This is a genomic window from Acinetobacter sp. LipI_23, assembly GCF_058243045.1.
In genome coordinates, this window is the sequence record NZ_JBZAYJ010000003.1 from 20,710 (window position 1) to 33,349 (window position 12,640).

General features: G+C 38.7%; 11 protein-coding genes, 4 pseudogenes and 1 other annotated feature. Of the genes and pseudogenes, 7 read left to right on the forward strand and 8 right to left on the reverse strand.

What is annotated here, in order from left to right:
- Window positions 1–46 precede the first annotated feature (46 nt).
- Window positions 47–154 (reverse strand): annotated as a pseudogene (locus AC4CVD_RS17750) (metallophosphoesterase); the annotation flags it as partial.
- A 49-nt stretch (window positions 155–203) separates the two neighbouring features.
- Window positions 204–719, reverse strand: a pseudogene (locus AC4CVD_RS17755) (IS3-like element ISAba2 family transposase); the annotation flags it as partial.
- Between the two features lie 89 nt (window positions 720–808).
- Here AC4CVD_RS17755 and AC4CVD_RS17760 point away from each other — a divergent pair.
- From AC4CVD_RS17760 to AC4CVD_RS17770, 3 genes and pseudogenes are all read left to right on the forward strand, one after another.
- A protein-coding gene (locus tag AC4CVD_RS17760; protein WP_223672967.1) for an IS3 family transposase occupies window positions 809–1,941 on the forward strand; the annotation gives its coding sequence in 2 pieces (ribosomal slippage) (window positions 809–1,061 and window positions 1,061–1,941; 1,134 coding nt in all).
- A 78-nt stretch (window positions 1,942–2,019) separates the two neighbouring features.
- Window positions 2,020–2,946: pseudogene (locus AC4CVD_RS17765) on the forward strand (MFS transporter); the annotation flags it as partial.
- Between the two features lie 66 nt (window positions 2,947–3,012).
- On the forward strand, window positions 3,013–3,783 hold the full coding sequence (locus AC4CVD_RS17770) for an SDR family oxidoreductase (protein WP_490753573.1): 771 nt from the start codon (window positions 3,013–3,015) through the stop codon (window positions 3,781–3,783).
- A gap of 40 nt (window positions 3,784–3,823) precedes the next feature.
- Here AC4CVD_RS17770 and AC4CVD_RS17775 read toward each other — a convergent pair whose 3' ends face one another.
- Complete coding sequence (locus tag AC4CVD_RS17775) at window positions 3,824–4,501, reverse strand: dehydroquinate synthase/iron-containing alcohol dehydrogenase family protein (protein ID WP_490753574.1); 678 nt, start codon at window positions 4,499–4,501, stop codon at window positions 3,824–3,826.
- 85 nt (window positions 4,502–4,586) lie between these two features.
- Here AC4CVD_RS17775 and AC4CVD_RS17780 point away from each other — a divergent pair.
- A protein-coding gene (locus AC4CVD_RS17780) for an IS3 family transposase (protein ID WP_490753576.1) occupies window positions 4,587–5,806 on the forward strand; the annotation gives its coding sequence in 2 pieces (ribosomal slippage) (window positions 4,587–4,863 and window positions 4,863–5,806; 1,221 coding nt in all).
- Window positions 4,862–4,978 (forward strand) — a sequence feature (AL1L pseudoknot). It overlaps the preceding gene by 117 nt.
- Window position 5,807: 1 nt before the next feature.
- On the opposite strand, the gene AC4CVD_RS17785 is transcribed toward AC4CVD_RS17780, so the two are convergent.
- On the reverse strand, window positions 5,808–6,215 hold the full coding sequence (locus AC4CVD_RS17785) for an iron-containing alcohol dehydrogenase (protein ID WP_490753578.1): 408 nt from the start codon (window positions 6,213–6,215) through the stop codon (window positions 5,808–5,810).
- Between the two features lie 120 nt (window positions 6,216–6,335).
- A complete protein-coding gene (locus tag AC4CVD_RS17790) occupies window positions 6,336–6,884 on the reverse strand; it encodes a 2,4'-dihydroxyacetophenone dioxygenase family protein (protein ID WP_490753579.1) in 549 nt (182 codons plus the stop codon).
- 172 nt (window positions 6,885–7,056) lie between these two features.
- On the opposite strand from AC4CVD_RS17790, the gene AC4CVD_RS17795 reads away from it, so the two are divergent.
- Window positions 7,057–7,965, forward strand: coding sequence for a LysR family transcriptional regulator (locus tag AC4CVD_RS17795; RefSeq protein WP_490753581.1), 909 nt, complete (start codon window positions 7,057–7,059; stop codon window positions 7,963–7,965).
- Between the two features lie 48 nt (window positions 7,966–8,013).
- A pseudogene (locus AC4CVD_RS17800) lies at window positions 8,014–8,346 on the forward strand (siderophore-interacting protein); the annotation flags it as partial.
- 329 nt (window positions 8,347–8,675) lie between these two features.
- Here AC4CVD_RS17800 and AC4CVD_RS17805 read toward each other — a convergent pair.
- The 3 genes from AC4CVD_RS17805 to AC4CVD_RS17815 all read right to left on the reverse strand — a co-directional run bounded on the left by AC4CVD_RS17805 (window position 8,676) and on the right by AC4CVD_RS17815 (window position 11,440).
- Entirely contained in the window at window positions 8,676–9,857 is a 1,182-nt protein-coding gene (locus AC4CVD_RS17805; RefSeq protein ID WP_490753583.1) for an NADH-dependent flavin oxidoreductase, read from the reverse strand.
- A gap of 24 nt (window positions 9,858–9,881) precedes the next feature.
- On the reverse strand, window positions 9,882–10,397 hold the full coding sequence (locus AC4CVD_RS17810; protein ID WP_490753585.1) for an MBL fold metallo-hydrolase: 516 nt from the start codon (window positions 10,395–10,397) through the stop codon (window positions 9,882–9,884).
- A 134-nt stretch (window positions 10,398–10,531) separates the two neighbouring features.
- Window positions 10,532–11,440, reverse strand: a complete 909-nt coding sequence (locus AC4CVD_RS17815; protein WP_490753587.1) for a LysR family transcriptional regulator — start codon at window positions 11,438–11,440, stop codon at window positions 10,532–10,534.
- Window positions 11,441–11,561: 121 nt separating this feature from the next.
- Between AC4CVD_RS17815 and AC4CVD_RS17820 the strand changes: the two genes are divergently transcribed.
- Window positions 11,562–12,491, forward strand: a complete 930-nt coding sequence (locus AC4CVD_RS17820; protein WP_490753589.1) for an alpha/beta hydrolase — start codon at window positions 11,562–11,564, stop codon at window positions 12,489–12,491.
- Window positions 12,492–12,640 lie beyond the last annotated feature (149 nt).

Consider the following 12,640-nt stretch of genomic DNA (forward strand, 5'->3'; position numbering starts at 1 on the left):
TTTTCATTTCTTCGTAAGGAGATCTTTTATATCACCGTCTTTATCCTTATTTAATTTTGACTATACACAGCTTCTGGGTATAAGAGGAACCGACATCAATATAGTGACAGTTATCAATCTGGGTATGTTTTTTCACAATGGTATACCCTAAATAGGTTTTGAACTGAACCGTACCGGGTTTGTCGGAGACTTTTTTATTTAAGTTAGGCCACCTGACCTAACGGGTTAATCTTATCATAGTACATTGCTTCAAACTCAAAAGGCGATACATAACCCAGTGCGCTGTGTACACGCTCTTTATTAAACCAATCGACCCAGTTTAGTGTCGCAAGTTGTACATCTGCTAAACCTTGCCAATCTGCTTTTAAATATTCAATCACCTCTGTTTTGTATAAGCCATTCACCGTTTCAGCCAAAGCATTATCGTATGAATCACCAGTTGTACCGACTGATGCTCGTAAATTTGCAGCTTCTAAACGATTGGTATAGCGAATAGAAAGATATTGAACACCTCTATCTGAATGATGAATTACATTCTTTGGCATGCCTCGATCATGCAATGCTTGTTCCAATGCATCGAGCACCATATCTGTATTCATCCGTGTAGATACTTTCCATCCAACAATTGCTCGTGAGAACACATCAATAATAAATGCGGTGTAGACCCAGCCAGAATTGGTTTGAATATACGTAAAGTCACTGACCCATAATTGGTCAGGTAGAGGTGGATCAGGAAATTTGAACAACACTTATAAGTGATATTTTGCTCCCCAAATGATGTTATAAACATCAATATATGGAGTATTTTATGACACGTAGACCAAGAAGAAATCATTCAAATGACTTTAAAGCTAAGGTAGCACTTGCTGCGATTAAAGCAGAAAAAACACTTGCTGAATTGAGTGCTGAATTTGATGTTCATCAAAACCAAATTATTGACTGGAAAAATCAACTGATTTCAGCTTCCTCGCAAGCTTTCGATCAATCAAAAGCTCCAACAGAACCACCCATCGATCTAAAAAAACTACATGCAAAAATCGGTGAGCAGGCATTAGAAATTGATTTTTTAGAAGGTGTGTTGAAGAAACTGGGTCGCTTCAACCACAAAAGTTAATCGATGACTCACTTCAGATTTCAGTATCTAAGCAAGCTAAGCTGCTGAAAGTCTCCCGTGGTTGTTATTACTATCGCCCAAAACCTGTGAGTGAATCAGATCTGAAGCTGATGCGCTGTATGGATGAGTTACATATGCAATACCCTTTTGCAGGTAGCCGTATGATGCGTGATTTATTGAATCGTCAAGGACATCATATAGGACGACGTCATACACGTACTTTAATGAAGAAAATGGGCATTAATGCGTTATATCGTAAACCAAATCTAAGTCAGGCCAATCAAGCTCACCGTAAATATCCATATCTGCTCAAAGGATTGGCTATTCAGCGCAGTAATCAAGTGTGGTCTACGGATATAACGTATATCCCTATGGCAAAAGGCTTTGTTTATTTATGTGCTGTGATTGATTGGCATAGCCGCAAGGTACTTGCGCATAGAGTATCGATTAGTATGGAGGTTACATTTTGCATAGAAACATTAAATGAAGCTATTGAAAAATATGGCCGACCTGAAGTCTTTAATACAGACCAAGGCAGTCAGTTTACCAGTGATGCATTTATTGATGTATTGAAATCAAATGGCATTCAAATCAGTATGGATGGTAAAGGTCGATGGGTTGATAATGTGATGGTTGAACGATTATGGCGGAGCGTTAAATATGAAGAGGTGTATCTCAAAGCCTACAGCAATGTTTTGGATGCGAAGAAGCAATTAAACGCATATTTTGAATTTTATAATTTGAAACGACCTCATTCGAGTCTGGACAAAATGACTCCAGATGAGTTTTACTATGACCAGCTACCACAACAAAATAAGGTAGCTTAACTAGAGCAGAGTATCACTTATAAATAAGCTTTTAGTTGTTCAAACAAGTGGGACCACCTCTGTGTATGGGCATCAGCATTATTATTAATGGCTCGACTAGTCCAAGGTTTTGCTCATGGAGGTGAAACAGCAACCTCTTATGCATATATTGCAGAAATAGCCCCTCCTCCGCGACGTGGTTTATGGTCAAGTATGTCTTTTTTTGCTGTTGGTGCGGGATCTCTTGTTGCCACTTTATTTGTAGCCATACTAAATATCATTTATTCAGATGCACAAATGTATGAATGGGTCTGGCGTATTCCTTTTGCTATTGGTGGTGTATTAGCTTTTTTTGCAATTTACTTACGTCGAAATATGCTTGAAACACATATTGAAAGTGACAAGAATGAACAAGTAGATGAGGTGAATTGGCCTTTATCAAAAATTCTAATTTCTGGATTTAAACTTTTTTGGTATGAAGCTGGTTCTACTTTAACTTTTTATACTTGGGTTTCATGTACAGCTATATATGCGATTGGTATTCAAAAAATGCCAGCAAAAGATGCATTTATTATGAGTTGTATAGCTCAGGTGATATATCTGATTTGCTTACCTTTTCAAGGTTTATTGTCAGACTATATTGGTAGAAAAAGCAATACATTAATTACCTATATTGGGTCTTCTTTATTACTCTTTCCTTTATGGTCTTTAATAAGTAATGAGCCTTGGACATTATTAGTTGCTCAAACTATCGGTCTTTTAACGATGGGTTTTTTAATGTCATGTAAACCTGCTGCAATGTCGGAACAAGTACCAACAAAATATAGAACAAAGTTTTTCGGAGTCTTTATGTCATTAGCTGTAACTATTTTTGGTGGAACAGCTTCTTATGTAAATACCTGGTTATATTCAATTGATAAAGGATGGATATTTAATGCCTATCTGATCATTGTTTCTATCATAGCTACAATCACAGTTCTTACATGGAAAAATAATACAGGTATTGATCTAAATAAAATTAAGTAATTTAACTATTTATAGAGAGAGGTTATGTGGTATGTAATGCATAACCTCTTTTTTAATGAGGTAGATATGAAAAGTAAAAAATTTAAAGATAGAACTGTTTTAGTTACTGGTGCAGGTAGTGGAATTGGAGCAAAAATTGCTGAGCATCTTGGCTTATTGGGGGCTACCGTCGCTATTGTAGATATTAATAGCAACATACTAGAAGCTAAAAAAGAAGAGTTTTTAGCTAAAGGCATTAACGTCTTGACCTACTGTGCTGATATTTCCAAATATGACAGCTGTAAAATTGCATATGAATATTTTTATAACAAAATTGGATTTATTGATACATTAATAAATAATGCTGGAATTTCTCCCAAGCATAAGGGAAAACCTCATAAAATTTGGGAGTTAGCACCTGAAGAATGGGTTACTGTAGTAAATGTTAATTTAAATGGAACTTTTAATTTTATAAGCCTTTTAGTTCCAGAAATGATAAATAATAAATTTGGAAAAATTATTAATACTTCTTCTGTGGCAGCCAATGCTTTTTTACCTATAGTATCTTGTCACTACAGTGCAACTAAAGCTGCTATCACAGGTTTAACTCGTCATTTAGCGGGTGAGCTAGGAGCTTATAATATAAACGTAAATGCAGTTGCGCCTGGACGTATTGAAACTCCAATGGTTACAGCTGTCGGTGAGAAGGTAAATAATATATTCATAACAGATACTCCCTTAGGTCGATTGGGAGCACCACAAGAAGTAGCGGAGGTGATTGAGTTTTTGGCATCCGATCAAAGTAGTTTTGTTACAGGTCAGATAATCGATGTAGCTGGTGGATGGCTTATGAGGTAGAAATAATGGGGGTAAACCCCATTATTTTTTGGCTTAGAGATTAAATTTGATTGGACTGTATTAGAGCTTGCCTTAAGGTTTCATGAGTAATTGAGGGTACAAAATTTTTACTATAAGAATTAGTCAAAGTATGGGAGACAATAGTATTTAAGTCTTCCTCATTTAATTCATCGTTGTAACCTAAATCATAAATTGTTGTAGGTAAATCCACTGATTTTAAGAAAGTTATTAATTTATCGATGAAGATAGGATCTCTTTTTTCTAAAATTGCTTGAACAACTGTTCCATAAGAAACTAATTCACCATGTAAGTTTGAAGAAAGTTCAGGGACTGCTGTCAAACCTCTAATAAGTGCATGAGCTAATGATAGTCCTCCACTTTCAAACCCCAAACCACTAAGTAATACTGTTGATTCAACTACTTTTTCAACAATGTTAGTTGTCTTTTTGAGTTTGACATCTTCTAAAGCTAACTTGCCCCAGTTTAATAGGTTTTCATATGTACTATTTGCAAGGAGGAGTGCGGTTTCAAGCGGAGGAGTTCCAAATGAATTTAGGCCATTTGAATTTTTACATTGATTCGCTTCGAACATTTTACTTATTGCATCTCCAATTCCAGCGGAAAAAAATCTAGCAGGAGCTTGTACAATAACTTCAGTATCGACGACTATAAGATCAGGGTTAGATTTAGTTTTTTCAACCGCCTGTACTTTATGCATTTCATCATAAATAATAATTAAACGGCTAGTAGGTGTGAACCGTACCGGGTTTGTCGGAGAGTCAATATTCTGAGAGACTATCCCGATGACAAAATTAAAATATACCCCTGAAATCAGAGAAAGAGCGGTTCAATTATTGATTGAATCTGAAAAAGATTATCCTTCTACTTGGGCTGCAATCACAGCAATTGCGCCTAAGATTGGTTGTACTCCTGAAACACTTCGTGCCTGGCATCAAAAGCATTTAGATCAGCAAAATCCTATTAAAGTACAACAGATATCTGATCAAGAAAAAATGAAGCAAATGGAACGTGAAATTAAAGAATTAAAGCGTGCCAATGAAATTCTACGTAAAGCAGCCGCTTTTTTCGCCCAGGCGGAGCTCGACCGCCCACACAAATAATGGTGGATTTTATCCATAACAATAAGGCGTTATATGGTGTTGAGGCGATTTGTAGAATTTTACCGATCGCACCTTCAACCTATTACCGGACTCTAGATCTCTGTGAAAATCCAGAACATCGAGCAAAGCGAGATTTACATGACTTGCATCATGCTGAGGAGATTAAACGAATTTGGAAGGAAAGTTCAGGTCGATATGGTGTACGTAAAGTCTGGCAAAAACTGAAACGTGAAGGCTATATTATTGCGCGCTGTACAGTTGCTCGATTGATGCAAAAGCTAGGAATACAAGGTGTTTGGCGTGGTAAGAATAAACAGACCACCCGTAGCCGAGATGACCAAAAACGAGCAGATGATTTAGTGAAACGTAATTTTAGTGCTGATCGACCTGACCAATTATGGGTCAGTGACTTTACGTATATTCAAACCAATTCTGGCTGGGTCTACACCGCATTTATTATTGATGTGTTCTCACGAGCAATTGTTGGATGGAAAGTATCTACACGGATGAATACAGATATGGTGCTCGATGCATTGGAACAAGCATTGCATGATCGAGGCATGCCAAAGAATGTAATTCATCATTCAGATAGAGGTGTTCAATATCTTTCTATTCGCTATACCAATCGTTTAGAAGCTGCAAATTTACGAGCATCAGTCGGTACAACTGGTGATTCATACGATAATGCTTTGGCTGAAACGGTGAATGGCTTATACAAAACAGAGGTGATTGAATATTTAAAAGCAGATTGGCAAGGTTTAGCAGATGTACAACTTGCGACACTAAACTGGGTAGATTGGTTCAATAAAAAGCGTGTACACAGTGCACTGGGTTATGTATCGCCTTTTGAGTTTGAAGCAATGTACTATGATAAGATTAACCCGTTAGGTCAGGTGGCCTAACTTAAATAAAAAAGTCTCCGACAAACCCGGTACGGTTCAGTGCATCATTTGAGGCAATAGTTGGGCAAATAGTAATAGGCACATCTAGAGATTTTGCTACGGCTTTGGCTGTATCCATTGCTTTCCCTCCTCCTAGACCGATGATAGTCTGTGGGGAGTGTTTTGAAATTCCTTCGATCATTAAATCAATTACTTTATATGTACATTCACCACTAAATTCAAAAGCTGAATATTCAATTGATTCGGCTTTTAAAGAGACCGTAACCTTATCTAAGATACTTCCCTCAGTTGCTTTGTCATAAATAATCGCAATATTATTAAATTGATACTTTCTAAGAATCAGACCTATACTAGATAAAGCATCCGGTCCTTGAACATATTCACCTGGGAACCCCATAATTTTTAACATTTTTTCCCCTTATCAATATTCAGTTTTCTGAGGATAACCGATATTGTTTATATTCCTAATAACTAGAAAAAAATGCCAAATCAATTAAGAGATGGCATTTTTATACTGAAAAATAAGCCTTTATCGAATAATTTTTTCAAGTTCTGAATCAGGAATCCCTATATTCTTATAGTGAGCTCGTGTGCTCTCAAGTTTTGTAAATACATCTTCATATCCAGTAGCTTTACCATACGGATCAACATAGGTGTAACCGCCATGAACGATAAAAAGTGTAATCATTTCTGTAACGTCTTCAGGAACGAATAAAGTATGTGTTTCACCTGGTGGTTCATATGCAAATGATTTTTCTTCTGCAATCCAATCATGTTCTAAATAGTACCAGCGACCTTTTAATACGAAAGCATGTACAGTTCCTGTATGACGATGACAAGATAAAACACCACTCTTACGTACGCGTAATAAATTTACATAATAGCCAGCGCTAGTGTTGAGTAATAGAGGTTTAAAACTCACTGATTCAGAAGTTGGAACCCATAGATTATCATCCTCTAAATATTTATCTAAGACTCCAGGAAGCACTAAATCAGGAGACATATAAGGTACTTGTGGAAGTTGAAAAGGAACAACATCTTCAACATCTGCTAGCATAGGGGTATTTTGTAGTGTCATATTATTCTCCTTGAATATGAATCTTGAATAAACGAGATATTAACAAAAGAAAAAAAGCTGTTGATTGCATGAAATTCAAATCACATGTGAATAACAGGCAAGGTAGGCTGTTATTGAAATTGGGTATAATGAAATTTGTTCAAAACAGTTCATAATTTTTTGAGGTTCATATATGGATAACTATCGACAAATGATGGCTTTTATGTGGGCCTATGAACATGGCAGCTTTTCAGCTGCTGCTAGAGCACATGATTTAACCCCTTCGGCCATGAGTAAGTTAATAAGTAGATTAGAAAATAGATTGGGTGTCAGATTGTTTCAAAGAGGAGCTAGGCAACTCACATTAACAGAAGAGGGTTTAGCTTATCTAAAAAGTGCAAAGAATGTAGTTTCTGCTATGGCAGAAGCTGATTCGTTAGCTGAAGGATTACCTACAAGAATTAGTGGTAATTTGAAGATAAGAACTATGCCTACATTTGCTAAACATCAAATCCTACCTTGGTTACCAGAGTTTTTAGATAAATATCCTTTAATAAATATAGAATTTGAGTTAAATGCTGTTTATCAGGATGACTTTGATCGTGGAACTGATATTGCAATTTATGGAGGAGTTCTACCTTCTTCCTCTAGAGTAGCGACAAGGATTGGCGAAAGTGAATGGATAACTTGTGCATCTCCAACCTATTTAAAAAAATATGGAAATCCAACTCACCCTATAGATTTATTAAAGCATAGATGTTTTCATTTCAATTTTTCTAGTAGTTGGAATAACTGGGATTTTTTTGAAAATAATGAAAATTTTACTATTCCTATTAAGCCTTTAGCTTCTTTTTCTCAAGGGGATTTTTTAAGAGATTTGGCTCTTCAAGGAGAAGGAATTATACGATTAGCTGATTACCATATAGGGAATGACATTAGGCTAGGTAAACTGGTTCCAATTCTAGTGGAATATAAATCTAGAATTATAGAGCCTCAGTACATAATTTACGTTAACCGAAAACTACAAAGCCCAAGAGTTAAATGTTTTATTGAATTTTTACAGAAAAAAATAAAATTACACCCTTGGAAAATAAACACTTAATAATTTAATTTAATTTAATTTATGAGTTAACTCCAACCTAATGGCAGTACAATGCAATGTATTATCGAGGTTTATGGTAAAGAAGATGAACAGGATTTACTAACCTTAGCTAATGTTGAGATGACGTGGCTACATAACGCTGATCCTGTTCAAGGTAGTCAACTAGCAGATACGATCAAGTCTCTCACGCTACCAAGCGAAAAGCTAAGCCGATTTGCTTATATAGCTGGCGAATTTTCATCAGTTAAAGCTATTCGGCACTATCTAAAAAAAGAAAAAAATTGGGCAGTAAACGAACTATATGCTTTTTCCTACTGGAAATCAGGTATTGCTGAAGATAAATCATCTAATGATCGAAGAGCGGAGAAAGAGGAAAAATAGATATAATTAATTGATTTACAAATTTTCGTTTTAACCTTAAATGCTCATATATAGCTAAGTAACCTAAGTTTAACATGGAAATAAATAAAAAATTTTACTCTATAATATATAGATGAGTAATGAAAAATATTAAAGAGTAAGGCTTTTTCAGGGACTATGTTACCAAGTTATTTTATATGGTTGCCCATCTCATTTTAAACAACAATAAGGGCTTTGGATTTTCTAGTCATAAATTCAATTAAAAATGGGGGTATTACCGTTTTATTTTTTTAGACATAAAAGCTCTAAATTAAAGTGCACTGCTCTTTAAAAGAGCAGCGATGTTACTTTTATTTGGTCTTATAGCCTTCCATTGGAGCCATACCTTTTTCGAAATCATCCTGTTGTGTATTGGTTGAAAAATCGATGGCGGTGGCGTAGGTGGTCATCAGATACTCCTGCATACCAGCAGGAATTTTCAGATCGTCCATATCGTTTGGACTGAGTTTCAACCGGATGCTGGACTCATCGCCGCTTTGTACTTTCTGCACCCATTTCGGTTCATTAATCAATGCACGTCCCAAAGCAACCAAATCGGCCCCTTCACACAGAGCTGCATCTGCATCAGCAGGGGTTTTAACAGTACCGACGGTAATTACAGGAATACTATCGCCTACTACCGCTTTAAACTGCGCTAACAGTGTTTGGGTATTGCTTCTATCGTTAAGCGATGTGCGGTTATAGCTGCCGATGGATAAATGCAGATAATCAATTTGTGATTTAATGTTATTCACGAAATAAAGCGAGTCTTCTAAACGAATCCCTGGGTTTTCCAGTTCTTCAGGAGAAATGCGGTAGCCTAGAATAAAGTTGTCATCGGCATATTCGGCAATGACAGCTTTTACGGCTTTAAGTAACTCGAATACGAATGTCATCCGCGCATCACGGTTACCGCCCCATTTATCGGTACGGTGATTGGAGTGTGGCGAGAAAAACTGTTGGATAAGATAAGTATTTGCACCATGAATTTCTACACCGTCAAAACCAGCTTCAATGCTACGACGGGTGATTTGGGCAAATTCTTGAATAATAGTTTCAATCTCATCATTAGTCAGTTCACGTGGCTCTTCTGAATTGGGTGGATACACTGCAGCCACTGCAGAGGCAGAAACAGGCTGCACGCCACGTAAAATACTTGTAAGGGATTTTCGACCCGCATGAAAAATTTGAAGGATAGCTTTTGTACCGTCAATTTTTATAGCATTTGCCAGTTTTCGGAAACCTGAAATTAGGGCGTCATTGTGTAACATTGGACCGCCTTCAAAACCTTTACCATTTTCACTACACGCAGTAGCGGCAGTAATCAGCATACCCACACCACCGCTGCGTAAGCGGTAATATTCGATTTCATCTTCAGTTAATGCACCATTGTAAAAACTGGATTTGGTCGTCATTGGCGCCATAACCACTCGATTTTTTAGAGTAACGCCATTTTTTAAAGTATAAGGTTGTAAGAATTTGTAAACACTCATTTTAATACTCTATTTATTTGATAATTAACGAATCGGGCGGTAATGTATAGGAATCCAACGATAACTGCCGTCTTTCTCTGCACGAATATGACCTAAGCCAGGGAAAGGCAAATGTGCACCAGCAATTAAAATTTCGCTTTGGGCGATTTTGGGCATCACATTCAGGCGGCTTTTGCGAGCAGAAATAGAATCAGCATCAAAATCTACTGCCACTTCAGGATATTTCATTTGAATCGCGTGGTTGTGCATTAAGTCACCCCAGACCAACATTTTTTCCCCTTTAGACTCAAATTCAAAACCGCTGTGTCCAGGGGTATGGCCAAATAACGGAATCGATTTCACCTTTGGAAGTACTTCATCGCCAGCATTATAAAATTTGACCCGATTTGCTTTTAAATATGGCTTAGCAGCCTCTCTTGCCCATTGCACAAAAGGCTTAGCGTTATCTGAAATTTGTGCCATCGGTGTATCTAACCAAAAAGTTTTTTCTTGATTTGATAAATAAATGAAGGCATTTGGAAGTGAATGAGATCCATGCACGTGTAGCAGTCCTTAACAGATTTACGGAATTAGGTCGACCACTTACCCAAGTTACGCCTTAAATTTGGCTCAATTAGGGGCGCTTTGCATTTCAAATCTTTGTGCAACAAAGCCGGATAAGGCTAATACAGAATCTATTCCCACGGAACCCCAGAAGACCAGTTCTCGATCAGCAAATCTATAAAGGCGCGTATTCTCGGTGACAAATGCTTCTTACTGGGGTAAATAAGCCTTATCGGCTCAGGAGGGAAAGGGAATTCCTTCAGAACAGGTATCAGCGTTCCGTTACGTAAATCATCCCCAATTAGATAAGTAGGCAGATGAACAATTCCGAAACCTGAAATAGCTGATACCCGCATGGCTTCTGAACTGTCGAGGTTAAGACGTCCCGGACCTTCATAGATAAAAGTGCCCTCTGAAGTAGCAAAGCGCCAGTTACGTCTTTTTTCGGAACTGAGCAGAAAGATTGTATCATGTCCTGTTAGTGCCTGAGGCGTTTCCGGTACTCCTCGCAAAGCTAAATATTCAGGTGATGCGCAGGTTACAATATGCTGAGTCGCTATTGTTCGGGTGAGGATACGCGAATCATCCAAGGGCTCGCCAATTCGGATAGCAATATCGAAACCTTCTTCAATAAGATCGACATACCTGTCGGTGAAAGACACTTCTGCCCGGAGATCTGGCCAGTGCTTCAGAAGCGTATCCAGAACAGGAAGAATATGCCGCTGACCAAAAGAAAGTGGCGCACTCAACTTTAGAGTTCCCGTCGGACGAACTCTGCGCATGGCCATAGTAGCATCAACCTCCTCCAGATCATCGAGTATCTGACGGCAGCGATCAAACATAATCCGTCCCTCATCCGTCAGGCTCAGCCGTCTTGTCGTGCGATTCAGCAAGCGGACACCAAGTCGGGACTCCAGCCGCACAATGCTTTTTCCGACGGCCGATCTGGTCAATCCTAATGTAGAAGCCGCGCGGGTATAGCTCCCCGCTTTAACTACAGCGACAAAAGCGGCGATATCACCAATTCTGTTGATTTCCATCCTTAAACACTCCTGTAATTTAGGGACCTATGCGTTCCTGTATATGGGAATCATATTCCCTAATATTTGATATATCATATATTTCTGTAGTTATTTTATACAAATTTAAACCGGAATATTTATGCTTAATGAAAAAACCAAACAGGCCGTTAAAGAATGGTCAGAAAGCCTGGCTGGCCTCGGCCCGATTCTCAAAGGTGAAGATACTATTACCCCTATGAGCGAAGTCCGTAATGCGTATACTCGCATGCTAGCAAAAAATCCTGCACCTGCTGGCGTTAGCTTTAACGACGTGAACATGGGCGGGGTACTCGGAACACTGGTCATACCTGATGTCTTGAAAACCGATGCGATTGTCATGTATATCCATGGTGGAGCTTACATTGTCGGCGAATCGGCAGGCTATCACGGTATAGGCGGTAACTACGCCAGCATGCTGGGAGCACGTGTCTACATGCCAGATTATCGCCTTGCACCAGAGCATCCTTTTCCGACGCCGGTTCTAGATACAGTGCGTGCGTATGAGTGGTTGATTGAGCAGGGCTTTGACGCCAGTAAGATTGTTCTGGCCGGAGAATCTGCAGGCGGAGCCATGGTCATTACAGTCATGGTTGCAGCACGCAACAAAGGGCTTCCACTGCCCGCTGCAGGGGTCTCTATCTCACCTTGGGCAAACCTGGAGCATAGTGGAATATCAATGACTAACCGAGAAGGTCTTGATCCTCTAAATACTAAGGCTGGACTGGATTTTCTGGCCCGTGCTTTTCTTAGTGATGCATTGCCTAATCATCCGATGGCTTCACCAGTTTTTGCCGATGTGACTGGCCTGCCGCCAATACTCATTCAGATTGGTGAGAACGAACTGATGCTGAGCGATGCCATGCGTCTGGCAACCCACCTTGGTGATAACCGGGTGCGCGTAAATCTAGAAGTCTGGCCGGGCATGTTCCATGCATGGCATTTCTTTTCCACGCTTCAGCCAGAGGCGCTGCAGGCCCTGGAAAGTTCAGTAGTCTTTATTCAGCATGCTCTGAAGGATGTAGCTAAATAGTCATCATTAATGCTTATGTTTCAATTAGCGGCGCTGGTAACAGCGCTCGTCAGGAGTAAAAATGATGCATTCCCTGCAAGACTTCTATTTCCCTCCCTATGATCTTGAAAAACACGCCACCTATATATATCCGAAAGCAGACCAGTATT